The 26,915-nt window shown below is 62.8% G+C and carries 25 protein-coding genes; 10 read left to right on the top strand and 15 right to left on the bottom strand.

Features of this window, described 5'->3' with window-relative positions; translation table 11 throughout:
• The first annotated feature begins 8 nt into the window (after positions 1-8).
• The 4 genes from ACS8YF_RS07590 to ACS8YF_RS07575 all read left to right on the top strand — a co-directional run bounded on the left by ACS8YF_RS07590 (position 9) and on the right by ACS8YF_RS07575 (position 4,745).
• Positions 9-1,553, top strand: coding sequence for a sugar ABC transporter ATP-binding protein (locus ACS8YF_RS07590; protein ID WP_440849609.1), 1,545 nt, complete (start codon positions 9-11; stop codon positions 1,551-1,553).
• A gap of 36 nt (positions 1,554-1,589) precedes the next feature.
• On the top strand, positions 1,590-2,582 hold the full coding sequence (locus ACS8YF_RS07585) for an ABC transporter permease (protein WP_440849608.1): 993 nt from the start codon (positions 1,590-1,592) through the stop codon (positions 2,580-2,582).
• Between the two features lie 51 nt (positions 2,583-2,633).
• Complete coding sequence (locus ACS8YF_RS07580) at positions 2,634-3,590, top strand: ABC transporter substrate-binding protein (protein WP_440849607.1); 957 nt, start codon at positions 2,634-2,636, stop codon at positions 3,588-3,590.
• A 108-nt stretch (positions 3,591-3,698) separates the two neighbouring features.
• Positions 3,699-4,745, top strand: coding sequence for an alpha-hydroxy acid oxidase (locus tag ACS8YF_RS07575; protein ID WP_440849606.1), 1,047 nt, complete (start codon positions 3,699-3,701; stop codon positions 4,743-4,745).
• Between the two features lie 40 nt (positions 4,746-4,785).
• Here ACS8YF_RS07575 and arnF read toward each other — a convergent pair whose 3' ends face one another.
• From arnF to arnB, 7 genes are read right to left on the bottom strand one after another with little or no spacing between them, the layout of a single operon-like run.
• Entirely contained in the window at positions 4,786-5,196 is a 411-nt protein-coding gene (gene arnF, locus ACS8YF_RS07570) for a 4-amino-4-deoxy-L-arabinose-phosphoundecaprenol flippase subunit ArnF (protein WP_440849605.1), read from the bottom strand.
• Entirely contained in the window at positions 5,175-5,513 is a 339-nt protein-coding gene (gene arnE, locus ACS8YF_RS07565; protein ID WP_440849604.1) for a 4-amino-4-deoxy-L-arabinose-phosphoundecaprenol flippase subunit ArnE, read from the bottom strand. The genes arnF and arnE overlap by 22 nt, the downstream gene beginning before the upstream one ends.
• Positions 5,514-5,516: 3 nt before the next feature.
• Complete coding sequence (gene arnT / locus ACS8YF_RS07560) at positions 5,517-7,178, bottom strand: lipid IV(A) 4-amino-4-deoxy-L-arabinosyltransferase (protein WP_440849603.1); 1,662 nt, start codon at positions 7,176-7,178, stop codon at positions 5,517-5,519.
• Positions 7,165-8,076 carry a 4-deoxy-4-formamido-L-arabinose-phosphoundecaprenol deformylase gene (arnD, locus tag ACS8YF_RS07555; protein WP_440849632.1) on the bottom strand — a complete coding sequence of 304 codons (912 nt, stop codon included), beginning with the start codon at positions 8,074-8,076 and terminating at the stop codon, positions 7,165-7,167. The genes arnT and arnD overlap by 14 nt, the downstream gene beginning before the upstream one ends.
• Positions 8,072-10,069: a bifunctional UDP-4-amino-4-deoxy-L-arabinose formyltransferase/UDP-glucuronic acid oxidase ArnA gene (gene arnA, locus ACS8YF_RS07550; protein WP_440849602.1), complete on the bottom strand. Its 1,998-nt coding sequence runs from the start codon at positions 10,067-10,069 to the stop codon at positions 8,072-8,074. Before arnA ends, arnD begins: the two co-directional genes overlap by 5 nt.
• The gene (locus tag ACS8YF_RS07545) at positions 10,066-11,049 is read right to left on the bottom strand and encodes a glycosyltransferase (RefSeq protein WP_440849601.1); all 984 of its coding nucleotides are present in this window, start codon (positions 11,047-11,049) and stop codon (positions 10,066-10,068) included. The genes arnA and ACS8YF_RS07545 overlap by 4 nt, the downstream gene beginning before the upstream one ends.
• The gene (arnB, locus tag ACS8YF_RS07540) at positions 11,042-12,205 is read right to left on the bottom strand and encodes a UDP-4-amino-4-deoxy-L-arabinose aminotransferase (protein WP_440849600.1); all 1,164 of its coding nucleotides are present in this window, start codon (positions 12,203-12,205) and stop codon (positions 11,042-11,044) included. Before arnB ends, ACS8YF_RS07545 begins: the two co-directional genes overlap by 8 nt.
• Positions 12,206-12,360: 155 nt before the next feature.
• On the opposite strand from arnB, the gene ACS8YF_RS07535 reads away from it, so the two are divergent.
• Positions 12,361-12,663: a hypothetical protein gene (locus tag ACS8YF_RS07535; protein ID WP_440849599.1), complete on the top strand. Its 303-nt coding sequence runs from the start codon at positions 12,361-12,363 to the stop codon at positions 12,661-12,663.
• 171 nt (positions 12,664-12,834) lie between these two features.
• Entirely contained in the window at positions 12,835-13,302 is a 468-nt protein-coding gene (locus tag ACS8YF_RS07530; protein ID WP_440849598.1) for a hypothetical protein, read from the top strand.
• Positions 13,303-13,322: 20 nt separating this feature from the next.
• Here ACS8YF_RS07530 and ACS8YF_RS07525 read toward each other — a convergent pair whose 3' ends face one another.
• The 5 genes from ACS8YF_RS07525 to ACS8YF_RS07505 all read right to left on the bottom strand — a co-directional run bounded on the left by ACS8YF_RS07525 (position 13,323) and on the right by ACS8YF_RS07505 (position 19,164).
• Complete coding sequence (locus ACS8YF_RS07525; protein ID WP_440849597.1) at positions 13,323-14,405, bottom strand: threonine aldolase family protein; 1,083 nt, start codon at positions 14,403-14,405, stop codon at positions 13,323-13,325.
• A 456-nt stretch (positions 14,406-14,861) separates the two neighbouring features.
• Positions 14,862-15,914, bottom strand: coding sequence for a LacI family DNA-binding transcriptional regulator (locus ACS8YF_RS07520; protein WP_440849631.1), 1,053 nt, complete (start codon positions 15,912-15,914; stop codon positions 14,862-14,864).
• A 120-nt stretch (positions 15,915-16,034) separates the two neighbouring features.
• Positions 16,035-17,534, bottom strand: a complete 1,500-nt coding sequence (locus tag ACS8YF_RS07515) for a tripartite tricarboxylate transporter permease (RefSeq protein ID WP_440849596.1) — start codon at positions 17,532-17,534, stop codon at positions 16,035-16,037.
• A gap of 38 nt (positions 17,535-17,572) precedes the next feature.
• Positions 17,573-17,998 carry a tripartite tricarboxylate transporter TctB family protein gene (locus ACS8YF_RS07510; RefSeq protein WP_440849595.1) on the bottom strand — a complete coding sequence of 142 codons (426 nt, stop codon included), beginning with the start codon at positions 17,996-17,998 and terminating at the stop codon, positions 17,573-17,575.
• A 113-nt stretch (positions 17,999-18,111) separates the two neighbouring features.
• Complete coding sequence (locus ACS8YF_RS07505; protein ID WP_440849594.1) at positions 18,112-19,164, bottom strand: ABC transporter substrate-binding protein; 1,053 nt, start codon at positions 19,162-19,164, stop codon at positions 18,112-18,114.
• A gap of 288 nt (positions 19,165-19,452) precedes the next feature.
• Between ACS8YF_RS07505 and araD the strand changes: the two genes are divergently transcribed.
• Genes araD through ACS8YF_RS07490 form a run of 3 tightly spaced genes read left to right on the top strand, consistent with a single transcriptional unit; the run spans position 19,453 to position 22,893 of the window.
• Complete coding sequence (gene araD, locus ACS8YF_RS07500) at positions 19,453-21,195, top strand: L-arabinonate dehydratase (RefSeq protein WP_440849593.1); 1,743 nt, start codon at positions 19,453-19,455, stop codon at positions 21,193-21,195.
• A gap of 18 nt (positions 21,196-21,213) precedes the next feature.
• A complete protein-coding gene (locus tag ACS8YF_RS07495; protein ID WP_440849592.1) occupies positions 21,214-21,924 on the top strand; it encodes a ribonuclease activity regulator RraA in 711 nt (236 codons plus the stop codon).
• 36 nt (positions 21,925-21,960) lie between these two features.
• A complete protein-coding gene (locus ACS8YF_RS07490; RefSeq protein ID WP_440849591.1) occupies positions 21,961-22,893 on the top strand; it encodes a dihydrodipicolinate synthase family protein in 933 nt (310 codons plus the stop codon).
• 312 nt (positions 22,894-23,205) lie between these two features.
• On the opposite strand, the gene asd is transcribed toward ACS8YF_RS07490, so the two are convergent.
• Entirely contained in the window at positions 23,206-24,321 is a 1,116-nt protein-coding gene (gene asd / locus ACS8YF_RS07485) for an aspartate-semialdehyde dehydrogenase (protein WP_440849590.1), read from the bottom strand.
• Between the two features lie 200 nt (positions 24,322-24,521).
• Between asd and ACS8YF_RS07480 the strand changes: the two genes are divergently transcribed.
• Complete coding sequence (locus tag ACS8YF_RS07480; protein ID WP_440849589.1) at positions 24,522-25,385, top strand: glycine betaine ABC transporter substrate-binding protein; 864 nt, start codon at positions 24,522-24,524, stop codon at positions 25,383-25,385.
• Between the two features lie 85 nt (positions 25,386-25,470).
• Here ACS8YF_RS07480 and ACS8YF_RS07475 read toward each other — a convergent pair whose 3' ends face one another.
• Both ACS8YF_RS07475 and ACS8YF_RS07470 read right to left on the bottom strand, forming a co-directional pair.
• The gene (locus ACS8YF_RS07475; RefSeq protein ID WP_109992848.1) at positions 25,471-26,127 is read right to left on the bottom strand and encodes an amino acid ABC transporter permease; all 657 of its coding nucleotides are present in this window, start codon (positions 26,125-26,127) and stop codon (positions 25,471-25,473) included.
• The gene (locus tag ACS8YF_RS07470; protein ID WP_440849588.1) at positions 26,124-26,909 is read right to left on the bottom strand and encodes an amino acid ABC transporter ATP-binding protein; all 786 of its coding nucleotides are present in this window, start codon (positions 26,907-26,909) and stop codon (positions 26,124-26,126) included. Before ACS8YF_RS07470 ends, ACS8YF_RS07475 begins: the two co-directional genes overlap by 4 nt.
• Positions 26,910-26,915 lie beyond the last annotated feature (6 nt).

Here is a 26,915-nt window from a genome sequence, read left to right as displayed (position 1 = left end):
GAGTAGACATGACGTCATCGAATGCAGCGCATACGGCGGGTGCCATGCCGCTGCTGTCGATGCGCGGTGTCAGCAAGGGTTTCCCCGGCGTGCAGGCCTTGTCCGGCGTCGATCTCGAGCTCTATCCGGGCGAGGTCCTGGCGCTGGCCGGCGAGAACGGGGCCGGCAAGTCGACGCTGATGAAGCTGCTCAGCGGTATCCACACCGCGGATGCCGGCGAGATCGTGCTCGAAGGCGAGACGCTGCATCTCACCGGCCCGGCCGATGCCCAGGCGCGCGGTATCGGCATCATCCATCAGGAATTCAACCTGATTCCGCATCTGACCGTGGCCCAGAACCTGTTCATCGGCCGCGAGCCGCGGCGCTGGGGCTGGCTCGATCACCGCGCGCTGAATCGCCGCGCCCAGGCCCATCTCGACGAACTGCAGCTGCCGCTGGGGGCGCGCCAGATCGTGGGTGACTTGACGGTCGCGCATCAACAGATGGTCGAGATCGCCAAGGCGCTGATGCAAAAACCCAAAGTCCTGATCATGGACGAGCCGACGGCCGCCCTGAACGACAACGAGGTCTCGCTGCTGCACGCGCTGATCCGGCATTTCATGACGCCGGACATGGGCGTGATCTATATCTCGCACCGCATGGAAGAACTGAAGGTGATCGCCAACCGGGTTTCGGTGATCCGCGACGGCGCGAACGTTGGGGTGCGCGCGGTGGCGACCACTGACATGGACGAGATCATCGCCATGATGGTGGGGCGCTCGGTTTCAGGCGAACACCGGCCGGAGCATGTGCGGCCGGACCGCGCCGAATTGCTGCGGGTGCAAGGGCTGTCGACGCGCGGCTTGCTGCGGGACGTGTCCTTCGACCTGCGCGAGGGCGAGATTCTCGGCTTTGCCGGCCTGATGGGCGCCGGGCGTACCGAAGTGGCGCGCGCGTTGATCGGCGCCGACCGGATCGAGTCCGGCACGATTTTCCTGCGTGGGCAAAGCATTCGTATCGGCAGTCCGGCAGAGGCGGCCAAGCATCGGATCGGCTATCTGTCGGAGGATCGCAAGCGGCTCGGCCTGCTGCTCGAGCAGGATGTGAAATTCAATATCACGCTCGGCACCGTGACCGACCTGTTTTCCGCCGGCGGCATGGTGCGCGACCGGCCGATGGCCGAGCGTTCGCGGCAACTGGTGGAATCGCTGCGCATCAAGACCCCGTCGATCCGCCAGCCGGTGAAGAATCTGTCGGGCGGTAACCAGCAGAAGGTCGTCATCGCCAAGTGGCTGCTCAAGGGCTGCGACATTCTGATCTTCGACGAGCCGACCCGCGGCATCGATGTCGGCGCCAAGGAAGAGATCTACCGGCTGATGAACGATCTGGTGGCCGACGGCAAGTCGATCATCATGATCTCGTCGGAGCTGCCGGAGGTGCTGCGCATGTCGCACCGGATCGCCGTGATGTGCGAAGGCCGGCTGACCGCGGTGCTCGATGCCGACGATGCCGATCAGGAAAAAGTCATGCACTACGCCACGTTGTCGTCGTCGCCTGCGGCCGAGACCGCCTGAGGAGGGATGATGAGTACCGCCAGGGGAAACACGTCTATGGCAGAAAAGGACACACCGGCGGGTGCCGGGCGATTGCCGCCCGGGCTGCGCGGCAAGTTCCAGCAGTTTCTGGCTTTTGCCGGGCTGATCCTGATCTTTGCCTTCTTTTCCTTTGCCAGCCCGAATTTCCTGACCTTCGCCAACGTGATGTCGATCCTGTTGGCCACCGTGGTCATCGGGACGCTGGCGATCGGCACCACGTTCGTGATCATCTCGGCCGGTATCGATCTGTCGCTGGGCACCGGCATGTCGCTGTGCGCGGTCATGTCCGGTGTGTTCATCACCCACTGGGGCCTGCCCATGCCGCTCGGGGTGGTGCTGACGGTACTCTTCGGCGGCCTGATCGGCTTCGTCAACGGCTTCAACGTGACCGTGCTCAAGATCCCGCCGTTCATCGCCACGCTGGCCATGATGCTGGTCGCCGAAGGGCTGGCGCTGGTGATCTCGGGCAGCGCGCCGATCTACTTCAGCAACACGCCGAGCTATTACATGCTGTCCAACGGCAGCATCATCCCGGGTCTGGCCATCCCCAACGCCGTACTGTTGTGGGCGGCGGTCGCGATTATCGCGGCGATCATCCTCAACAAGAGCGTGTTCGGGCGCTATACCTATGCCATCGGCAGCAACGAGGACGCCACCGCGCTATCGGGCATCAACACGCGGCGCTGGAAGATCCTGATCTACAGCTTCGGCGGGCTGTTCATCGGCCTGGCCGGGGTGTTGATCTCGGCCCGGCTGAATTCGGCCCAGCCGGCGCTCGGCATGGGCTACGAGCTGAAAGCCATCGCCGCGGTGGTGATCGGCGGCACCTCGCTGTTTGGCGGTGTGGGCTCGATCCTCGGCACGGTCATCGGCGCGCTGATCATGTCCGTGCTCACCAATGGTCTGCAGATCATCTCGGTGCCGCAGGAATGGCAGACGGTGATCCTCGGTGTCGTCATTCTGGCGGCTGTCTATCTCGATAATTTCCGGCGCAACGCCGCGGCCTGAGCCGCGTCCGCGCCAGACCAGAACGTCCACAAGAACGAAACGGAGGAGATCATGACCCCTATTCGATCCGCGCTGCTCGCCGCAGCCGCCGGGCTTGCCCTGTCGGTCGGTGCCGCGGCGCCGGCGCTCGCCGACAGCGGCAAACCTTATATCGCGATCGTCTCGAAAGGCTTTTCGCAGCAGTACTGGCAGGCCGTGAAGCACGGGGCCGAGCAAGAGGCGCAGAAAAAAGGCGCGCGCATCACTTTCGAAGGCCCGCCGACCGAGTCGGATGTCGCTATCCAGATGAATCAGCTCAGCGCCGTGCTCAACAAGCATCCGGATGCCATCGGCTTCGCCGCGCTCGACAGCCAGGCGGCCGCGCCGATGATGATGCAGGCCAAGAGCCAGGGCATTCCCGTGATCGCCTTCGACTCCGGCGTGAAGAGCAATGTGCCGGTATCCACCGTGGCCACGAACAACAAGGCCGCCGGTGCGGAAGCAGCCAGGCACATGGCGAAGCTGCTGCACGACAAGGGCACGGTGGGGCTGATCATCCACGACCAGACCAGCGTGTCGGGCACGGATCGACGCGACGGCTTCATGAACTGGATGAAGAAGAACGCGCCGAACATCAAGATGCTGCGCCCGCAATACAGCAACAGCGACATGTCCAAGGCCGCGGACATCACCAAGGCGATCCTTTCGTCGCACCCGCATCTCGATGGCATGTTCGCGTCCAACGAGGCCTCGGCCGAAGGCATGGCGCTCGGGCTCAAGGAAAGCGGCCGCAAAAACATCGTCGCGATCGGTTTCGACTCGGGCAAGGCCCAGATCGATGCGATCAAGAACGGCGTGTTGACCGGTTCGATCACCCAGAACCCGGTCGGCATGGGCCGCGACATGGTCGACACCGCACTCAAGGTCATCCACGGCAAGAGCGTGCCCAAGACCATCGATACCGGTTTCTACTGGTACGACAAATCCAATATGGATCAGCCTAAGATTCAGAAGAATCTCTATCAGTAGAGGGATCGCGCCACGGCGCGGCGCAGCCCGCGCCGTGGCGCTTCCATATTGCACGTCTCGTGGCGGGCATGGATTATCGAGTTCGCCGTCCATGTCATGCCGGAGGCCGTGATCAGTATTCGTCGCATACAGGCGCTGGCCGAAGAAGCCGAAGCCCGGCTGCCGGTTGCCGTTGCCCGCTACTTCCGTCAGGGCTCCGGTGCATCGGTGTCCGCGGCCGAGGCAGTGACCGCCTGGGAGGCCCGGCGTCTGCTGCCGCGCGCGCTGACCGATGTGTCGCGGATCGACACCGGCACGACCTTGCTGGGCACCCCCGTTCGCACGCCGATCGCCGTGGCCCCGAGCACCTTCCAGCGGGCGGCGGATCCCGATGGCGAACGGGCCATGGCCGCGGCGGTCGCCGATGTCGGCAGTCTGCTGACGGTCTCGAGCAACGCCGGCACCCGCTTCGAAGCAATCGCCGAAACCGGGGTCGCCTGGTGGCTGCAGGCGTATCTGCCGGCCGATCGGCAGGCCGCGCTGCCGCTGCTGGAACGGGCGGTGGCCGCTGGCGCCGGCGCGATCGTGCTGACCGCGGATACGCCGGTGGTGGCGCACAAGGACGACGACGGCGCCGAGACGATCTGGGAGATCGCCGCCGACGATTGGCTGCAGGTCAATTTCGAGCCCGGTTACGGCAGCCGGCCGGGGCACGCCAAGGCGCGTGATCTCGGCCCGGCGGATATCGCCTGGTTACGTGAGCGCACCGGGCTGCCGGTGGTGGTCAAGGGCATTCTGCGCACGGATGACGCCGAGCGTTGTATCGCGGCCGGGGCGGCGGCGATCTGGGTCTCCAATCATGGCGGGCGTCAGCTCGACGGCGCGGCGGCCACCGCGGATTGCCTGCCCGATGTGGTCGCGGCGGTCGGCGAGCGCGCCGAGGTCTATGTCGACGGCGGGATCCGCTCCGGGCGCCATGTGCTGACAGCGCTGGCCATGGGGGCGCGCGCCGTGTTCCTGGGGCGCCCGCCGTTATGGGCGCTGGCGGCCGGCGGGCGCGAGCGGGTGGTGTGCGAGCTGAATGCCCTCGGCGAGGAACTGGTCGAAGCCATGCAACTGGCGGGCATGCGTCGCCCGGGCGCGGATCCGAGCCTGTTGGCCGCGGTGCGTCGTTGAAATCACGGGTTCTGTTTCGAGTGGGCGGCCCGCCGATTTCTCAAGGCATATCACGCGGCGAGCGACGCAGATTGATCAACACGACCCCCGCGCCGATCAGCCCCACGCCGAGTATGCCCCGCGCCGAGATCGAATCCGGGTACCAGGGCAGCGCTGTACTGGCCAGATAAACCAGTGCATAACTCAGGCCCAGCAGCGGATAGGCCCGATTGAGGGGCAGGTACGCCAGCGCCCCCATCCAGCAGGCCATGGACAGCAGGTAGGCCAGCAGGCCGGACGCCACGAAAAACAGCGCCTCGGCCCATGCCGCGCCGTCCGCCCCGACCCAGGCGGCATAGTGCAGCGGCGGCAGGTGCGCCATGCCCCATTTCTGCGCCAGTTGGGCATAGGTGACCAGGGCGATGCTGGCGCCGGCCAACTGGAAGCCTGTTACAACGCCGGCGCGAGACATGAGATACCTGCGATGATCAACGCGATGCCGGCCCCATGCTGCCAACCCACCGGTTCGTTGAACAGGAAACGCGCGGCCAGCGTGACCCAGACGAAATTAAGGCTGAGCATGGGATAGGCCACGCCCACCGGCAGGACTCGGAGCGCGAGCAGCCATATCATCATGCCCAGGCCCAGAAAGACCAGTGCGGCCCACAGCCATGGTGAACGGAGCTTGATCGACAGCGGGATCGCCCGGTCCCGCCAGCCTTCCACCGCCTGCTTCTGACAAAGCTGGCCGGCGCATACCAGCACGCTCACGATCAGGACATAGGTCATGATTCAGGTCGTCGTCGGCGGGTAGACGAGCAGAATGAAATCGCCCGCGGCGGTGAGTTTATAGCCGGGCGGGAAGTCGCGGGTATATTGCGCCGGCGTTGTCCTCCGGCGATGAAACTTGAGCAGGAGGACGACCTTGCCTTTATGGCGCGTCTTTCTCAGCCAGCCGGGGAAGGCATCGCGGGCGATGTTCTTGTCGGCGGGGACATCCGGGTAATCCAGGCCGTAGGCCAGTTCGCCGCGATTATCCAGCAGCTTGATGTCGCTGCGATCCAGCGCCCAGGCCAGACTGTAGGCGACCCCGTCGTCGTTGGTGAGCACATCGACCGCCTGCGTGAACGCCGGCGCGTGCGCGTTGATGAACCAGCCTGGCTGCTTGGCATCGATAACCGACTGCGGCAGGGCCCAGGCCAGCAAAAGCGCGAGCACGCCCGGGCAGAGTGCGGCTGCCGCCCATCCGCGCAACGGCCAGCGCAGCTGCACGAGGCCGAACAGGCTCCAGCCGGCGAAGCTGACCAGGCCGAGCGCGAGCGCCCAGGTGTCGCCGGCGCCGTAAATGTGTTGATCGGGCCGCGACAGCCAGTACACCGCGCCCACACCGATGAGGCCAAAAACGATATTGATGGCACCGTTGACCCGCAGCACCCGGGTCGCGGCGCGGTCCACCGCCGCCATCACGCCGTGGCCGGCAAGCAGGGCCAGGGGCGCGAAGCAGGGCAGGATATAGGTCGGCAGCTTACCCTTGGCCGCGCTGAAAAACAGCAGCGGGAACAGCAGCCAGCACAGCAGATAAATGAATTCGGGCGCTTCGCGCCGTTCGCGCCAGGCGTGCCACCAGGTGACGGGGGCGACCCCCAGCCAGGGCAGGCTCCCTGCCAGCAGCAGGGGCAGGTAATACCAGACCGGCCCCGCGTGCTGGGCATGGGCGCCGGCGAAGCGCTTGATGTGCTGCACCCAGAAGAAGTAGCGCCAGTAATCCGGCTCCAGCAGTTGAATCCAGATCGCCCATGGCGCGCTGATCACGGCGGCTGCGATGACGGCCACCGGGCCGTATACGACCAATTCGGTGAAGCGTCGCCGATAGATCATGTACGGCAGGATCGCCACCACCGGCAGGGCCAGCGCGATGAACCCCTTGGTCAGAAAACCGGCGCCGCAGGCCAGGCCGAACACGATGTAGCGCGCGATGCGGGCTCTGGGTGTCCGCGCGTCCAGGCACAGGCAGAACGTCGCCATGGCGGCGGTCATCCAGAACGAAAACATGGCATCGAGCACGCTCATGGTGCCGACGCCGTAGACCAGCAGCATCGATAGGTAGATCAGCGACGCGGCTACGGCGGTTTGCGCCGAGTGCCAGAAACGGCGCGCCAGCCAGGCCACCAGGGCCGCGCTTGCCGCGGTCGCCGCCACCGACGCAAAACGAACGGCGAAGTTGTCGTGGCCGAAGATCAGCTGCGACAGATTATTCAGCCAGTACCCGAGGACGGGCTTTTCGAAATAACGCAGACCCAGCAGGTGGGGCACGATCCAGTGACCGGTGGCCAGCATTTCCCGGCTGATTTCCGCATAGCGGGCCTCGTCGGGGATCCAGAGCCCACGGGTGGCGCTCGGAAACAGATAGAACAGCCCGAAGAACAGGGCCACGCTCCATTTATTCAGCCGCATCGTTGTTTGCGTCCTCGGGCGCTTGGTGTGCCAACCATCCTTCCCGGCCTTCGATAGGCCCCGGGGTGATCCGGCCCGGCGGTATGCCCGCCATATCCGTCGGGAGCAGCTCGCCGAGCGGGCGGAATCGAATGCCGCGTTCGTGCGCGCGTGCCAGCAAGCGGTCGAACGCATCGGCCAGCACACCGCCTTCGACCTCGGCATGCACGGTATACACGTTCAGCCGGTTCGGGCGGATCCGGTCCAGTAAGAGGTCGTTGAAGGCCGCGGCATCCACATCGCCTCCGGCGCGTTCGTCGTAGGTCGGCAGATCCACCGGGATCTGCGGTGCGCCGAGGCTGTGGTCGGTCAGTCGTGGCCGGAAGATCGAGTGGCCCCGGCAATCGCTGTTGTAGCGAAAACCGAAGCGCTGCTTGGCTTCGATCACGGCCGGCGTGGTCCGCCAGCCGGCGGTGGCGGAACAGTCGACGTCCCGGCCGAGGATATCGGCCAGCGCCTGTGTCCCGCGTTCGATTTCCCGGTCCAGCCAGCGTGCCGGCCGGCGATCCACGTTGACTTGCCAGCCGTGATGATCCCAGGCATGCAGGCCGATCTCGTGGCCGGCCCGGTCGGCGCTGCGAATGACGTCGGCCAGGCCGTGCCCGATCCGGCGCCCCGGCCAGGCCGTGCCCGCCAGCAGGATGGGCCAGCCATACAGCGCGGCCGCATCCGAACGCAGCATCTTGCGCAGGAACGCCGGCTTGAACAGACGCCAGACATGACGGCCCATGTTGTCGGGCCCGACCGAGAAGAAAAATGTCGCGCGCAGGTGGTGTTTGTCCAGCGTCCGCAAAAGCTGCGGCACGCCGTCGCGCGTGCCGCGAAAGGTGTCGACATCGATGCGCAGGCCGGCGTCAATCATCCGTGTTCGGGTCTTCGAAGACCCCGGTCAGGAAAAAGTCCAGCGTTTTCTCGACGGTCTCCTCCAGCGCGATGGTGGGCGTCCAGTCCAGCAGGCGCCGGGCGTTGTCGATGCTGGGCCGCCGGTGCGAGACGTCCTGGTAGCCTTTGCCGTAGTACGCCTGGCTCTCGGTCACGTGAAGGCCGGCGAACGGCGGAAATCGATCGCGCAGGGGATGCCGGTCGAAGCGGTCGACCAGCAGCTCGGCCAGTTCGCGGATGCTCGCTTCATTGTCGGGGTTGCCGATATTGATGATGCGGCCATCGCAGCGCCCGCCCTTGTTCTCGACGATACGAAACAGGGCCTCGATGCCGTCCTCGATATCGGTGAAGCAGCGCTGCTGCGCGCCGCCGTCGATCAACTGAATCGGCGTTCCGCTGACCAGGTTGAGGATGAGCTGCGTGATCGCGCGCGAACTGCCGATGCGGGCCGAATCCAGGCTGTCCAGCCGTGGCCCCATCCAGTTGAACGGGCGGAACAGCGTGAACGCCAGCCCCTCTTTCTCCCCGTAGGCCCAGATGATGCGGTCGAGCAGCTGTTTGGAGGTCGAATAGATCCAGCGCTGCTTGTTGATCGGGCCCACCACGAGCCTGGATGTTTCCTCATCGAATTTGTCGTCCTCGCACATGCCGTACACTTCGGACGTGGAGGGGAAAACGATGCGTTTGCCGTATTTCACGCAGTAACGCACGATCCGGAGGTTTTCCTCGAAATCCAGCTCGAACACCCGCAGCGGGTTGCGCACGTACTCGATCGGCGTGGCGATGGCGACCAGCGGCAGAATCACATCGCACTTCTTGATGTGATATTCGATCCACTCATGATGAATGCCGATGTCGCCTTCGACGAAATGAAAATGCGGCCGGTCCAGGAAACGGGCGATGGTATGGCTGCCGATATCCATGCCATAGACTTCATAGCCGCCATCGGCGAGCAGTCTTTCCACCAGATGATTGCCGATGAAGCCGTTGACGCCGAGAATCAATACCTTGGTGCGTGGCTTTTGCCGTACGACGGTTCTGTCGCGCGGACCGAGCTGCATGCCGGCGACCAGCCCCATTTCACGCGCGAGCTGGGCGCCGCCGACCGGCAGCCCGCCACTGGCCTGGCCGGACCGGATTTCCAGCAGGTTTTCGCCGCAGGCGATACGCAGCGGGCTCGCCGATACGACCGTTCCCGGGGCCGGGGCTTGCTGGTCCGTGGTCTCGACAACCGCCGCCTCCCAGACCCACAGCTTGCGATCGCCGGCAAAGGAAAACGCCCCCGGGTAGGGTGCGGTCACCGCGCGTACGAGTCGCTCGAGCCGATCGGCGGGCAGGTGCCAGTCGAGTTCGCCGTCGGCGGGTGTGCGGCGGCCGAAATAACTGGCCGTGGTCTCGTCCTGCGGCGCGAGCGTCACGCGGCCGGCGCGAAAATCGGCAAGGCAGTCCGCGAGGAGTGCCTGGGCCGCGGCGTTGAGCTTGCGGTGCAGCGACAGCGCGGTTTCGTCGGCATCGATGGCGACCTCGCGCTGGGCGGCGATCGGGCCGGCATCCGGGCGCTTGATCATCTGGTGCAGCGTTACCCCGGTGCGCGGCTCGCCGTTGACCAGGACCCAGTTGGCCGGGGCCCGGCCGCGATAGGCCGGCAGCAATGAACCGTGCAGGTTGTAGGCGCCCTCGCCCGGAATCGCCAGAATATCGGCGCTGAGCAGGTTTCGGTAGTAGAAGGAAAAAATGTAGTCCGGCGCGAGCGCGCGAATATGCTCGACCCAGAACGGGCCGTTGACGTCTTCCGGCGCATGCACCGGAATGTCGAGCCGCGCACACAGGCGTGCCACGGATTCGAAGAACGGCACCTCGCCGGGGGCGTCGGCATGGGTGAACACGGCCGCGATATCGAAGCCCGCCTCGACCAGCGCGCGAATACCGGTACAACCGATATCGTGATAAGCGAATACGACGACCTTCACGATTCTTCTCCCTCTGACGGGCTGGCCGGCGCGTTGCTACGCACGACTTCCTGGACGAAATAACGGGGCCGGGCCCGGACGTCGTGGTACATGCGTCCGATGTACTCGCCGAGCAGGCCCATGGCGATGAACTGGGCACCGACGAAGCCGAACAGAATGGCGAACAAGGTGAAAACACCATTCCCGGACCAGGCGGCGCCGAACAGAATACGGGTCACGATCAGTAATGCGGCGAGCAGAAAACCACAGAAGGCGATCACACCGCCCAGGATGCTCAGCAAACGAAGCGGCGCCGTGGTCATGGAGGTGACCAGATCGAACATGAGATGGATCAAGCGCAGCGGCGTGTACTTGGACTCGCCGTAGCCGCGTTCTTCGTGGTTGACCTCGATTTCCGTGGTATCGCGCGCGAAGCTGTTGGCCAGGATCGGGATGAAGGTGCTGCGCTCGTGGCAACCCAGCATGGCTTCGACGATATGCCGACGGTATGCGCGCAGCATGCAGCCGTAATCGTGCATGTCCACGCCGGTCGAACGTTTGGCCGCGTAGTTGATCAGCCGGGAAGCCCAGCGCCGCGCCCGGGAGTCCTGGCGATCCACGCGTACTGTGCCGACGACGTCGTAGCCGCGATCGGCGGCCTCGACCAGTCGGCCGATCTCCTCGGGCGGATTCTGCAGGTCGGCATCGAGCGTGACCACGAGATCGCCCCGGGCCTGTTCGAATCCGGCCATGATCGCGGCATGCTGGCCGTAGTTGCGGTTGAGTATCACCGCGATGACTTGGGCATGCTCGCGGGCGGCTTCGGCCAGCACGCCGGGCGAACCGTCGCGACTGCCATCGTCCACCAGGATGATCTCGTAGCACCGGCCCAGCGCCTCGCAGGCCGCCAGGGTACGGCGCAGGAGTTCTTCCAGCCCCGGGCGCTCGTTGAACACCGGAATGACGACCGAAACACAGGCGATGGGATGACGGCTACGCACGATCGATATCCAGAATGTGGTGCAACGCCGCGCCCACGCGGTCGACGTCGGTGTGGGTCATGTCCGGGAACAGGGGCAGGCTCACCAGGCGTTCCGAATTCCATTCCGTATTCGGCAGGCTCAGGCCGCTGAAGCGTTCCCGGTAATATTTCTGTCGGTGCACGGCCTTGAAGTGGATGCCGGTGCCGATGCCCTGTTCCTGCAGTTGCCCCATCAAGCCGGCGCGATCGATGCCGCAGCTGTTTTCGTCCACACGCACGATCAACAGGTGCCAGGCGTGCGTTTCGGTATGGGCGGGCACGGCCAGCGGCTGCAGCGGCGTTCGCGCCAACCACGCTGCGTAATGTGCGGCGAGAGCGGCGCGGCGCGCGTTCATATCGGCAAGCCGATCGAGTTGCACGATGGCGATGGCCGCATTGATGTCTGCCAGATTGTACTTGTAGCCGGGCTCGATGACTTCCGCCTGCGGTTTGCGGCCGTGGCTCTGGCGATCGTAGGCATCCACACCCAGGCCATGAAATTTCAGGCTGCGTACCCGGTCGGCGAGTGTTTCGTCGTCGGTCACGACGACCCCGCCCTCGGCGCAGGTCGCGTTCTTGATCGCATGCAGGGAAAAGATGGCCGTCCCGGTCTCGCCGATCCAGCGGCCGCCATAGCGGGTGCCCAGCGCGTGTGCCGCGTCCTCGATCACGGCAATGCCGTGGCGCTCGGCCCGTTGGCGGATCGGATCGATGTCGACCGCCGCGCCGGCGTAGTGGACCGGCACCACGGCCTTGGTGCGCGGGGTGATCGCGGCTTCCACACGCTCGGCATCGAGCATCAACGTATCGCGATCGACATCCACGAAAACCGGGCGCGCGCCCAGCAGGCAGATGAGATTGATCGTCGATACCCAGGTCTGCGACGGGGTGATGACTTCATCGCCCGCGCCGATGTTCAACGCCGCCAGTGTGACGTGCATGCCGGCGGTCGCCGACGACACCGCGACCGCATGGCGGCTGCCGAATCGCTTGCAGAAAAGCGCTTCCAGTTCCTGATTCCTGGCCCCGGTGGTAATCCAGCCCGAGCGCAGTACGGCGCTCGCAGCCTCGATCTCCCGCTCGCCGATCGAAGGGCGGGAGAACGGGAGGAAGTCCGAATCGAAATCTGGCCCCACGTCTCAACCTCAGCAGTAATCTGATCGCCATGGTAGTGCCTTGGCGTCAAATAAAAGTTAACCCTGTTTCCCGCAACGCCGCGCAGCGCACCAGGCGCACCGGCGACCGCCCGGGTTCGGGCACAATTGCAGGCCCGACTCGTTCCGGAGCCTGTATGCGCCATGCCGAGCCCCGTTCAGCCGTCGCCACGGCCGATCCCCTGCAGGCCACGCGCTATGTTCTGCGAAGCCGCTTCTTCCGGTTGTTCGGCGGCGCTTACGAACTGCAAGACAGCCGGGGCCACCTGTGCCTGTACGCCGAGATGAAGCGCTTCCGGTTGAAGGAGGATATTCGGGTCTATGCCGATGCCGGCCGGCGCGACGAAGTCCTGCGTATCCGGACCGATAGCATCGTAGGGCCTGTTGCCGCTTCGTGCGGGTCCGCGCCAAGCGCTGTTGTGCGGCAAGACGAGGCGTAGTGCGCGCCGTGCAGTCACTCTGCACAAGCGTGCTACAACGCTGGATTGCCGTCGTGTCGTCAATCGTTGGGCGCTTGTCCCGAAGGGTTGGGCCGCCCAAAAATTGACTATGGGCGCCCGGCGGCGTTGCAAGTCTTGATCGTGGCACACCACGATGCGGCGACTCGCGCCTTGACGGACGCGATTTGCGGTCTCCAACGCGGCGCTCGCACGAAGCGGCAACAAGCCCTTGACTTCTCCGGCGCCTACGACATCGAGGACAGCCGCGCGCGGGCGCGTATCGGCACCCTGCGCCGCTCGGGTCTGCGCTCGACCTTCGTGCGCGATCATTGGCAGATGCTGGATGCCGCCGGCCAGCCCCTGGCGGAGCTGACCGAGGATTCGCTCGGCAAGTCGCTGTTGCGCCGGCTGATCGAGTTCGCCGGTGAGATACCACTGGTGGGGCTGCTCGGCTACTTCTTTCCGCAGCACTACGCGCTGACCCGGCACGACCGGCCCGTCGCGCATTTTCGCCAGCACTTCAATCCGTTCATCTACAAGCTCGACATCGACCTGTCGCCGGGCGAGAGCGGCGCGGTCGACCGGCGTCTGACGATCGCCATGGCCGTGCTGCTGGCCGCCATCGAGGGGCGGCAATAGCCCCCGGGCTCGGGTGCGCATCAGGCCGCCGCGACGGCCTGATGGATATCGTCGACCAGCGAATCGATCAGCTCGGGCGTGGTATTCCAGCTGCAGACGAAACGCACGCCGCCCTCGCCGATGAAGGTATAGAACGTCCAGTGGCGGGCCCGCAGCGCGTTCTGCAAGGCCGCCGGCATCTCCAGGAACACGCTGTTGGCCTGGACGTCGAACATCAGCTTCACGTCCGCCAGATCGGCCACACCGTCGGCCAGGCGCCGGGCCATGGCGTTGGCGTGGCGTGCGTTGGACAACCAGGCGCCGGTTTCCAGCAGGCCGAGCCAGGGGGCGGCCAGGTAGCGCATCTTCGAGGCCAGCTGGCCGGCCTGCTTGCAGCGGTATTCGAAATCCAGCGCGAGCCGCTTGTCGAAGAAGATCACGGCCTCGCCGAAGGCCAGCCCGTTCTTAGTGCCGGAAAAACACAGCACATCGACACCGGCGCGCCAGGTCAGCTCGGCCGGCGATACATCCAGCCCGGCGCAGGCGTTGGCAAAGCGGGCACCATCCACGTGCACGCGCAGGTCGTGGTGGTCGGCGACCTCGCGGATCGCGCGCAGTTGTTCCAGGTCGTAGACGGTGCCGACCTCCGTGGCCTGCGTCAGCGAGACCACCCGCGGGCGCGGGTAGTGAATGTCGCCGCGCTTGGTCACGGTGGTTTCGATGCCGCCGGGCGTGATGCGGCCGGAGTCGCCGGGTACGGTCAGCAGCTTGGAGCCGTTGGAGAAGAACTCGGGGCCGCCGCATTCATCGGTCTCGATATGCGCCAGCTGATGACAGATCACGCTGTGATATGACTGGCACAGCGAGGCCAGCACCAGCGAATTCGCCGCCGTGCCGTTGAACACGAAGAACACTTCGCAGTCAGTCTCGAACAGATCGCGAAACGCATCGGACGCTTCGGCCGTCCAGCGGTCGTTGCCATAGGCCAGATCATCCGCCGCATTGGCGCGATGCAGATAATCCATCGCCTCGGGGCAGATCCCCGACGTGTTGTCGCTGGCCAAAAAACGCGGGGTGCTGGCGCTGTCGTCGTTGATGGCAGAGGCGGAAGAATTCTGGGACATGTGCGGGCCTCGATGGGTAACGGCCGTTCCGATCGATGTGAAACGCCGATGCGGCACAGTTTTGGCCCACACGGCTCCTGTGACCGGCGGTCGACGATTCGCGCTGCGTTCAAGATAAGCCGCTTATGGTACGCCGGTCTGGCGCGGCGTGAAAACGGGCGGGCGTCGGTTGCGGGAAGCTCTATTAATCCGGCATCAAAACAGTTGACTTCATCAGCTGTTTTCAACGCCTCCAAAAATAAAAGCCGGCGCCTGTCCGTCTTTTACTTTTGGAGGCTTCGCGGCCGACGGCCGCGGCGGGCATGCGGTCGCATACTCGCGCTATTAACCCGAAAAATCATCTATTTTTGTGCCGGGGCAATAAATAAAGAGAGGGTCAAATACCGCAGAGCTCTTGCTATAAAAAATATTTGGTAAATATCTGGTTTTTAGAGCGAACCCGAGATTATGAACGATTTATGCACTGTTTCGAACTATGATGTCGAAGCCGATATCGATTTGCCGCTGATCAGCTGGCTCGCCGCTCAGCCTTCTAAGCATCGCGTCGGCTGCATATTGTCCGAGCTTTTCACGATCGACCCTGACGGTGGTTAGCGCGGGAAAAGTTTGTGCGGCAAAATCCTGATCGCCGAAGCCGATGACGGCGATTTCATCCGGTACGGAAAGACCCCGTGCCTGGGCTTCGATCAATATGCCATGCGCCAGTAGGTCGGAACTGCAGAAGATGACGCCGTCATGAAAACCGTCGTTGATGAGTTGTGCCAGCGATTCCCGGCCGCATTTGATGCTCGCCGCACCGGCGAGTCGAACCTCGGGGATCGTCTTGTACCCATGCTCCAAAAGCGTGTCACGAAAGACCGCCATTCGCCGCAGCGCTCTTTCGTCGCCGGCGGCTACGGCCGCGGTATTCATATAGCCTGACCGACGCACAAAATCGGCTACGGCCCGACCGGCGTCGGTATGCGAGAAACCAACGCACACATCGATCGGTGTTTCCGTGATATCCCATACTTCCACGGTCGGAACTTGAGCGCCCAGCAGGGCCCGCCGGCAGTCCGACGAGTGGTGAACGCCAGTCAAAAGCACGCCGTCCGGCCGGCGGCTGAGCAGTGCAGAGACGAGCTTGTATTCCTCATCCTGGGAAAAGCCCGTTTCACTCAACAGCACTTGATAACCTGCGGCACGGATTGCAACAACGAAGCGCTGGATCAGCGTCGAGTACACGATGTTGGTTATAGACGGCACGAGGGCCGCAATCAAACGTGTACGCCTTGATGCAAGCGATGCGGCAGTAAGATTGGGAACGTATCCGGTGAGGCGGATCGCTTCCTGAATCTTTCGTAGTGTTTCTGCCGAGACTTTGTCGGGATGGTTGAGCGCACGCGAGACCGTCACCTGCGATACGCCGGCTATGCGTCCGACGGTTTCCATGGTGACGCCTGCGCCGGATTCCTGTGCGGTGGAGGCGCTGCGAGTCTTTTCGTTTCTTTTAGACAAAACGCGCCCCATGTTCACCGTTGCGACTTTTGTATGATGTCTTGAGGTCGGGCCGTTCTATGTCGTGCGTGCTGGCACGCGGTGGATTCGTTATTCGTGGCGGTTGCCAGTTGGCTAACGTTGACAATTTAACTATTCCAGCGGATGACGCTTGCGGCTGATAAGCGACATGGTAATCGAGAAAGTCAGCGAAAGAGCGATAAGAATCCAGAGCAGGATGGCGATCCAGCTCTTGGTGAAGAAGATCGAAAGTGTACCAAAGGATTCCAGGCTCTTCATGAAGTAGATTTCGGCTGACGGCCCGAGAATGAATCCGATGATGAAAGGCGCCAGTTCAATGCCGACTTTCTGCGCGAAGTAACCGAAAAGACCGAAGATTAGCAGCGTCCAGACGTCGAACATAACGCCGTAGTTGATCGTATAGGCTCCGACCACGCACATCATCAGGATGATCGGGAAGAGGATATATTTTGGAACGGTTACGATCTTCGCCAAGTGTCGAATGGCGAGAAACATCACGGCAAACATCACGAGGTTGGCGAACAGCGCCGCCACGATCATTGAATTCCAAGTTTGCAGGTGTTCGCCGATGAACAGCGGGCCGACTTGGATACCCTGTAGTGTGAAGGCGCCGATGAGAATCGCGGTGGTGCTGTCACCGGGTATGCCCAGAGATAGAAGCGGAATGAGTGCGCCGCCGGTCAGGCCATTGTTGGCGCTTTCCGAGGCCACGACGCCGGCCGGCGTGCCCTTGCCGAACTCGGCGGACGATCTCGAGAAGGTTTTGGCCTGACTGTAGGACAGTATAGACGCGGCGCTGCCCCCCACGCCGGGAAGCAAGCCGACAAAGGTACCGATCGTTGAGGAACGGATCAGGTTGACCAGCTGCCCGCGGAATACCGAGAAATGGAACGGCTTGCCGCTGCCGAGTTTGACGCCCGATAGTCCTTCCCCGTCCTTCATCCCCTGTTCGGCCTCCAATAAGACGGTGGAGAGTGCGAATACGCCGATGAGCACGGGTAAAAGAGAAAAGCCATCCTCTAGATACGGTTGCAGTATAGGCAGTACCAGCCGCAACTCACCATTGCCCCCGCGTGAGATGTCGTACGAGCCGATCAGACTGATGAGAATGCCAAGCACGCCGCTGAAAAGACCCATGAGCAGGCTGTTGCTCAGCGCCGCAATCACCGTCAACGCGAACAGGATGATAAGGAACTTCTCGATATAGGAGAACTGGATCGCGAAACTCGCCAGCGTCGGCGCGAAGAAATAGAGGATGATCAGGCTGAACAGACCGCCGAACACTGAAGAGAATATGCCCACTTTCAGGGCGCGCTCACCTTCCCCGTTCAGCGTCATAGGATAGCCATCGAAGGTGGTCGCGATGGAGGACGGTGTGCCTGGAATATTGAGCAGTATGGCGGGTACCAGGCCACCCGAAATGCCGCCGACGTACAGTCCCAGAAGCAGTGCCAAACCTTGCTCGAGCCCGAGTGAGTAGGTCAGCGGCAGGCACACCGCCACAGCCATGGTGGCCGTCATGCCCGGAATCGCGCCGAAAATGATGCCGACCACCGTCCCGAGCGTGACCAGAACAAAAAAGAACGGAGTTAGACCGGAAATAAGATCCATGGTAGTACCTTGGCCAGAAAGAAGCCGTGACCGATCGTCTAAGGCAGGGAAATGTTGAAAACGTTGCCGAGCACGTACCAGATGATTGTTGGCGCGATGAGCGCGTTGGCGGCAGCGTAGATGATCGGCCTGGGGCGCCAGTCGTGAAGATAGAGCAGGCTCATGAAGAGTAGATACGGGATGGATCCGAAAAGGAATCCGAGCCCCGTGTTCGGGAAGTGATTGCCGATGGCGGGCATGGCGAGGAAGTAGCCGATAGTCGCGAAGATCGTGCCGAAGAACCGCAGGTTATCGATACCGATGGGCCAGGGCGGCCCGCCGGCGACGGCCGCCGCTATCCGGCGCCAGCGCACGGCGATCACAATAGCCAGAAGAATGGCCAGAATTGCTTCGATGATATGAGGGAAGACGAGTTGCGACGTGGCGAAGTCGATCTTCACTTTCAGCAGGGATTTCAGGTCCATGGGATCACCAGTCAGCCAGGTCGCCGTTCACTACGTTGTGGGCAGGCAGCAATTACCGGCGAGTAGCCGGCGCAAGATGCCGACGCGCTGCCGAGCGCGCCGGCGTGCATTGCTTAGGATTTGCTGCCGGAGATCTCGTTGATGATCTTGCGGTAGGTATCTTTTTTATTTTTCAGATAGATGGTGGCTTCTTTCGACGGCATGAAATCCGGGATGAAGAACGCTGCCTTTTGCCTTTTCTGGATATCGCCCTTGGCATAAATAGTTTTCAATGCCTGGTCCATCTTCCGAACCAGGGTCGGGTCCATCTTCTTGTTGTAGATGAAGAAGAATTCCTTGTCGAAGGTAAAGTCCTGTTTGCCGCTCATCGGTACATGGACATTGGGGGTAACATGCTGGAGCAACTGGGCACGAGTGGTGTGGCCCATTCCCTCAGCAGGCGCCTGCTCAATAGTTTTATGCCGCGCGGTCAACCAGATGAAGCGCATCGCCTTGCGATCGCTGGCCGGCAGCTGCGTGAACTGCTCGTTGGCCTGAACGGAACCATTGATAACATCAGCCTGGCCCTGAAACAGGAGTTGGTTCTTGTCTGCCTGGGAGCCGGTATGGACGGCGATAATGTTGTTTTCCGAGCCCGGTTTGTTAAGGCGCGCCGCGTTCTTAAGCGCCGAAAAGCCGATTTCTGAAACACCTCCGGCCTGAATGGCGACACGAATCCGTTTGCCGGCCGCAGCCGCCTTGATGAGATCGGAAGGCGTCTTGTAAGGCGAATCCTTGGGCACGAGATACGCGTTGCCAGGATTGATCGCAAGCGTCGGCCCGATCACATACTTTTTGAAGATGTCGGGGTAGCCCGGTACCCCGTAAAGATTCCCCAAATACGCTTGGTCGTGGAAGATCATCATCGTGGTGCCGCGCGAATCATGGCTGAGCGCACGAAAGGCACGATTCACGCCGACCGCATCCACTTTGACGTTGATGCCGAGCTGCTTGGCCAGCGCGTTCGCGACGATTTCGCTGTTTTGGTAGGTGTCACCCCCGGTCGACTTCGACCCGATGACGATTCGCAGATTGGACGGGATGTCCTGTGCGACGGCGAGATTCGGCAAGGCCAGGACGAGTGCCAGCGCCGCTGCTATGCCAAGTGTTCGGAGCAATCGATTCATAAGTCATCTCCTCGAGTCGGATAGTGGATCGGCCCATATCCTGTTGTTGTCGGCGATTAATGCCGGTTTTTCGGTGCAGTTGCTCGCGTCTACCGTATGTCGCAGTCGTCGAAATGAATACGCATACATAATTTATTGCGAGTAAAATACGTTATTCGCATTGCCTTTCAATAGTCATTAGACCTTGGTATGAATGCGCATACATAGGTGCCAGCGTAGAGTCGAGATTCGCCGGACTCGATGCAGCCTGCGGTATCGATAAATGCAATGGATAGAGGGAAGTCAGCAATGAGCTCGAGTGCCAAGAAGACGGCCGCGGATTTGCGTAGTGCCCGATGGTTCGCGCCAAATGACCTGCGAAGCTTTGGTCATCGCTCACGCCTCATGCAGATGGGGTTAGCGCCCGAGGACTGGGAGGGGCGCCCCGTGATCGGCATTCTGAACACGTGGTCGGAGCTCAATCCCTGCCACGCGCATTTCCGGGAGCGGGCTGCTGATGTAAAGAAGGGCGTCTATCAGGCTGGCGGCTTCCCGGTTGAGCTGCCGGCGCTTTCGGTCGACGAGAGCTTTACCAAGCCGTCATCGATGCTCTATCGAAATTTGTTGGCTATGGAGACCGAAGAGCAGATCCGTAGTCATCCGCTGGACGGTGTGGTGCTGATGGGGGGATGCGACAAGACGACGCCGGCGCTGATCATGGGCGCACTCACCGCGAAGGTGCCGATGATTTTTCTACCGGCAGGCCCCATGTTGCGCGGAAACTACGCGGGCCGGACGCTCGGGTCCGGCTCGGATGCCTGGAAGTACTGGGACGAGCGGCGCGCCGGTAATATCTCGGACGCCGAATGGGTGGGTATCGAGGGGGGTATCGCAAGGTCCTACGGCCACTGCATGACCATGGGTACGGCGTCGACGATGACGGCGATTGCTGAAGCCATGGGGCTGTGCCTGCCGGGGGGCTCGTCGATACCCGCAGCCGATGCCGGCCATATCCGCATGGCAGCCGCCTGCGGTCGTCGCATCGTCGACATGGTCTGGGAGGATCAGACACCGGACCGCGTTGTCACGCCGGCAGCTATTCGCAATGCCGCGATCGTGGCGATGGCGACTGGCTGCTCCACCAATGCGGTGGTTCACCTCCTGGCAATGGCCGGCCGTGCCAGGGTGGACTTTTCGCTCGACGATCTGGACGCGTTGGGCCGCGTCACGCCGTTGATCGCCAATATCCGCCCTTCGGGCACGGGTTACTTGATGGAGGATTTCTATTACGCCGGTGGTTTGCGGGCACTTATGGCCGAATTGGCGGAACGTCTGGATCTCTCTGTGATCACCGTTTCCGGCCAAAGCCTCGGCGAAACGTTGGAAGGCGCAGAGGTGTACAACGACGACGTCATCCGCCCGCTATCCAACCCGGTCTACCACGAGGGATCGCTCGCAGTACTGCGCGGTAACCTCTGCCCGGACGGTGCGGTGATCAAACCGGCTGCCTGCGACGAGCGTTTTTATGTGCACGAGGGCCCGGCGCTGGTATTCGACAGTTATCCGGAAATGAAAGCAGCGGTCGAAGACGAGAGTCTCGACGTGACGCCGGATCACGTCATGGTGCTACGCAACGTCGGTCCGCTCGGCGGCCCCGGATTTCCAGAATGGGGCATGCTGCCGATCCCCAAGGCGCTGATCAAGCAAGGGCATCGGGATATGTTGCGGATCTCGGACGCCCGCATGTCCGGGACGTCCTATGGTGCGTGCGTATTACATGTGGCGCCCGAGGCCTATATCGGTGGCCCGCTGGCACTACTGCGCAACGGTGATCCGGTGCGCATGGATATACCGGCCCGCAAACTGGACATGCTGGTGGACGAAGCCGAACTGGAACGGCGGCGCAATGAATGGACGGCACCGAAAGCGCGCTTCGAGCGCGGCTACGGTTGGATGTTCGCGCAGCACGTGAGTCAGGCTGACAAGGGATGCGATTTCGACTTCCTCACCTCGGATTTCGGTGAGCCTGCGGGCGAGCCCGACATTTTCTAACGCCCGGAAGACGAAAACATGAACAAAGAAATCCGCTCAAAGCTGCTGACGGTGTCCACCGCGACACTGTGTACCGCGCTATATCGACGTGGCTTGAGAAACCAGTTCATTCAGGATGTTCATCCGGTGAGTCCTAAGGGGCGCAACATGGTGGGCCCAGCCTACACGTTGCGCTATATCCCGGCCCGCGAAGATCTGAACGGGCTTGAGGTGTTCCGAGATCCGGATCATCCGCAGCGTGCAGGAGTCGAGCAGTGCCCCGAAGGCGCGGTAATGGTGATGGACAGCCGCAAGAATCCTCGGGCCGCATCGGCGGGCTCTATCCTGTTGACACGTCTGATGGTGCGCGGGGCGGCCGGAGTGGTCACCGATGGCGGCTTTCGAGACAGCCCGGAGATCGGCGACTTGGATATGCCGGCCTATCATGCCCGGGCCTCGGCGCCGACGAACCTGACGCTTCACCAGGCGCTGGACCTCGATGTGCCGATCGGCTGTGGTGATGTGGCGGTATTCCCTGGCGATATCGTCGTCGGCGACGCGGAAGGCGTGGTGGTGATCCCTGCTCACCTGGCCGAAGAGATTGCCGACGAAGCCGTCGAAATGACTGCTTACGAAGACTTTGTCACTGAGGAAGTGCGCAAGGGACGCAGCATCATCGGCCTGTATCCGGCGACCCACGAACAGTCAAAAAAAGATTTTGCCGAATGGCGGCTGCAGAACAAGCGATAAGCGACGTCAGTAAAAAATATACCGAGTGAAGTATTTATGGCATTTGACGAGCAATATCTGAAACAAGCGCTAACCGGTATTTCCGGCATTCTCGTGACACCCTTTGCGGCTGATGACTCCTTGGCACCGCAGCAGCAGGGCCCGATCGTGGACCGTGCGATCGCGGCGGGCGTTCATATTCTGGTGGCCAATGGCAACACGGGGGAGTTTTATGCCCTCACGGTGGATGAGGCCGAAACCATGGTGTGCGTGGCGGCTGATCATATCGCCGGGCGCGTACCACTCGTGGCCGGTGTCGGTCGTGGTATCAAGGATGCCTGCCGTCTGGCGAGCGCATCGGCCAAGGCTGGCGCCGATGCCCTGATGATCCATCAGCCGCCGGATCCTTTCGTTGCGCCCCGAGGGATAGTGGACTACGTGCGTCGCGTCGCGGACGCGGCCGATGGGCTACCGCTAGTGCTTTATTTACGCAACGACAGCATCGGTCTGGATGTGATCGAATCGCTTTGCGCGCTGGACAGGGTCGTTGGCGTCAAGTGGGCGACACCCAATGCACTCAAACTCTCGGCGGCAATCCGAGCGGTGAATTCGGACATCGTCTGGGTCGGGGGCCTGGCAGAAGTATGGGCGCCGGTCTTCTATTCAGTCGGCGCCAGAGGGTTCACATCGGGACTGATCAACGTCTGGCCCGAGCAATCGGTCGCCATTCATCGGGCACTCGAGGCCGCGGACTACGAACAAGCCCAGCGTCTCATAACGCAGATGCAGGTCTTTGAGGACATCCGTGCAGAGGAACTCGGCGGTACCAACGTCACCGGCGTCAAGGCGGCACTGCAGCTTATGGGTCTCGACTGTGGACCTGCCCGCCCGCCGTCCGCCTGGCCGCTTACCGCGGAACAGGCAGAGCGCCTCACCCATTTCTGGAAGGAAAACGACATCGGCACCATCAAGGCCAGCACAGCGTCTTGACGTTGTAGGTATTGAGCTCGGTCCGGCGCGACGCAGGTCTCTGGCGTAGGCAGGCATTAGGCCTGTTTCCTTTTCGGCCGCTCTTCGTTGTAACTCATGCTGTCGGCTGCGGGTGATGTCCGTGGCGTGAGCCTGACTTGCGAATCATGACTTGTTAAGGGGTCCGTTCATGCGCGGCGATGAGCGCCTATGGCGATCGGTCGGCCCGCCGTGCCGCAATCCGCTTTGCAACGCTGTCTTGGAGGCGGCGCAGAATTTCAGCGCGCCATCGGGCAAAGCCGATAGCGCGCTGGGCGCTGCCGTCAGTTTGGGTCAGATCTGGCCGCGAATGATGGCCAGCATGCGCTTGAGCGGCTCGGCTGCGCCCCAGAGCAGTTGATCGCCCACGGTGTAGGCGGTGAGATATTCGCCGCCCATGGCCAGTTTGCGGATGCGTCCGACCGGTACGGTCAGTGTGCCGGACACGGCCGCCGCGGTGAGATGCTCGAGCGTGGCGTCCTTGTCGTTGGGCACGACCTTCACCCATTCGTTGTGGTCGGCCAGCATCTGCTCGATCTCGGCCGTGGGGATGTCGCGCTTGAGCTTGATGGTGAACGCCTGGGCATGACAGCGCATCGAGCCGATGCGCACGCACAGGCCGTCCATCGGGATCGGCTGATCCTGGCGGCCGAGAATCTTGTTGGATTCGGCGCCGGCCTTCCATTCCTCCTTGGACTGGCCGGATTCCATCGGCGCGTCGATCCAGGGCAGGGCCGAGCCGGCCAGCGGATAGCCGAACTGCTCGACCGGGAAATCTGCGCTGCGCATGGTGGCGGTGACGTCGCGGTCGATGTCGAGAATCGCGGAGGATGGTGTGTCGAGCTGGGGCTTGACCGCGTCGTGCAGCGCGCCCATCTGGTTGAGCAGCTCGCGCATGTGGGTCGCCCCCGAGCCGGAGGCGGCCTGATAGGTCATCGCTGACATCCACTCGATCAGATCGCGCTCGAACAGGCCGCCCAGGCCCATGAGCATCAGGCTGACCGTGCAATTGCCGCCGCAGAAGGTCTTGGTGCCTTTTTCCAGCTCGGCATCGATCACGTCGCGGTTGACCGGATCGAGCACGATGGTCGAATCGTCGGCCATGCGCAGCTTGCTGGCGGCATCGATCCAGTAGCCGTTCCAACCGGAATCGCGCAGCGGGCCGTACACCTCGCCGGTGTAATCGCCGCCCTGGCAGGTCACGATCACGTCCATCTCGGCCAGGGCAGCGATGTCCTTGGCATCGGCCAGGGCCGGCACGTCGCGGCCGATATCCGGGCCGGGCTGGCCGGCCTGGGAGGTGGAAAAGAAGACCGGTTCCAGCCCCTCGTAGTCGTTGTCGGCCAGCATGCGTTGCATGAGGACCGAGCCCACCATGCCGCGCCAGCCCACGAAACCGACTTTCAACATTGTATTACCTCGATCGTCGTCGGGTTGAGTCGTTTAGTGCATCAGTTTAACGCGGACCGGGGGTTTCGCCGAATCCGCCGCGAATTGCGCTGTCGGTCCGCAACGCGGAAGGGGCGACCCGGCCGCGTTGCAGGCGGCGCGTGTTCTGGCCATGCTTGAAGCTCGTTTGATAAGGGGAGTACCAACGAATGCACGTTAAAATGCGCCGCCTCCGCGGCCTCGCCGTGGCTTTGCTCGTGACCTTGACGGCCAGTGGCACCGCGCTGGCGGCCCATGCGCCGATCACGATCTATACCGACAATTACGCTGCCGACGAGGCGATGAGCCGTATCGCGCGTGATCTGATCCAGGAGCATTACAACACCACGGTCGAGCTGAAGCAGGTGTCGGTTGGGGTGTCGTTTCTGGGGACCGCGCGCAACAAGAACAGCGTGTTCCTCGCCGCCTGGCTGCCCAAGACGCACGCCGCCTACATGAAGCGCGTCAAGGACCGGGTCGATACGCTCGGCGTTCTCTACAATGGGGCTCGTCTCGGCTGGGCGGTGCCGAGCTATGTGCCCAAAGATCAGCTGAACAGCATTAACGATCTCAAGAAGCCGGCAGTCGCCAAGAAGTTGGGTGGCCGAATCCAGGGTATTTCGGCGGGCGCCGGGGAAATGCGGCTATCGCACCAGGCCCTGAAGACATACGGGCTGGACAACATGCGCCTGATCACGGCCAGCAGCCCGGCCATGACCGCGGCGCTCAAGCGTGCGATCGACAATCACCGTTGGATCGTGGTGACGGCCTGGAGCCCGCACTGGATATGGGAACGCTTCCACCTGCGCTATCTCAAGGATCCGAAAAAAGCGCTGGGCGGCGAGGAGCACGTCGTGACCATCGCCAATCCGTCGATCAAGAAGAACAAGCCGCAGATCGCGGCCTTCCTGTCGCGGATGCATTTTGATCTGGACACCACCAATGCCTTGCTGGCCGATGCCAACAAGACGTCCTACGAGGCGGCGGCCAAGCGCTTCATCGCGCAGCATGCCGATACAGTGAAGCAATGGCTCGGCCAGTCGTGAGCGCGGTGTGCTGACCATCTTCGCGACCATGTGACCTGGCGAACGCCGGTCGCCGAAGCGACCGGCGTCTGTATTCACGGTCGGTTCATTGCCGCAGCGCGTAGCGCCGCTCGACCTGATCGAGTACCAGCGTGATCGCGCTGACCAGTACCAGATAGATCAGCGCGGCGACCAGAAAGATCTGGAAATACTTGAAGCTGTCGGCCCCGATCATCTTCGCCTGGCCCATGAGTTCGGGCACGCTGATGGCGAATGCCACCGAAGTGTATTTCAGTTCGATGATGACTTCGTTGGACCACTGCGGCAGGGCGATGCGCCAGGCCTGCGGCAACACGATGTGACCGATGGTTTGCATCCGGGTCAGCCCGATCGCGCGTCCGGCGGCGAGCTGGCCCGGGCGTACCGCGCGAATGCCGGCGCGGAAATACTCGGCCTGGTAGGCGGCGGTGTTGATGCCGATCGCGACCATCGCCGCGGTGAGCGGCGCGAACACGATCCCCACCTGCGGCAGCCCCTGATAGACGATGAACATCTGCACCAGCAGCGGCGTGCCGCGGATGAGTTCGATATAGCCCGTGGCCAGCGCGCGCGAGACCGGGTCGCCGTAGACCCGGGCCACGGCCAGAATCCAGCCGGCGATAAACCCGCCGATCATCGCCACCGCCCAGATCGCCAGCGTGTAGCCGGTGCCGTGCAGCAAGGCCGGCAGATTCGCCCAGGCGAAGGCGAACCAGCCACTCATCGCGCCCGCCCGGTGTCGTCGGCCTCGCCGACCAGCGCGGCGGCGATGCCGTCGATGAAGTCGCGGGTGCGTTGTTCGCGCGCTTCGTGGAAGATCTGGCGGGCCGGGCCTTCTTCCACCACGCGGCCCTCGGCCATGAACAGCACGTCGTCGGCCACGGCCTCGATGAAGGCCATCTCGTGCGAGACGATGATCATGGTCATGCCTTCGGCCACGAGTTCGCGCATCACCCGCAGCACGCTGCCCACCGATTCCGGGTCGAGTGCGGAGGTGGGTTCGTCGAACAGCATCAGTTCCGGCTGCATGGCCAGTGCCCGCGCGATCGAAACACGCTGCTGCTGACCGCCGGACAGCTCCGCCGGAAAGGCCTGCCATTTCGGGGCCAGGCCGACGCGCTCGAGCTCGCGCCGGGCGATGGTCTCGGCCTCGGCGCGCTTGAAGCCGCGCACCCGGCGCAGCCCGAGCATGAGATTGTCGGCCACGGTCAGGTGGGTGAACAGGTTGAAGTCCTGGAACACGAAGCCGATGCGCGAACGCAGGGCGTCCAGGTCGGCTTTTCTCGCCGTGAGCTCGGTGTCATCGAGCCAGATCTCGCCCGCATCGATCGGTTCCAGGCCGTTCAGGCAACGGATCAGCGTCGATTTGCCGGCCCCGGACGGGCCGATGACGCCCTTGACCTCGCCGGCGGTGACGTCGAGCGACACGTCGTCGAGCACGGTATGCTCGCCGAAGCGTTTGGTCAGATGCGAAACCCGCATCAGGTGCGTGGCGGATACAGTCATGGCGGA

The sequence above is a fragment of the Salinisphaera sp. SWV1 genome (genome assembly GCF_052044155.1).
Taxonomy (GTDB): Bacteria; Pseudomonadota; Gammaproteobacteria; order Nevskiales; family Salinisphaeraceae; genus Salinisphaera.
Note: the sequence above shows the minus strand (reverse complement) of the source record. Positions and strands in the feature narration are given on the sequence as shown.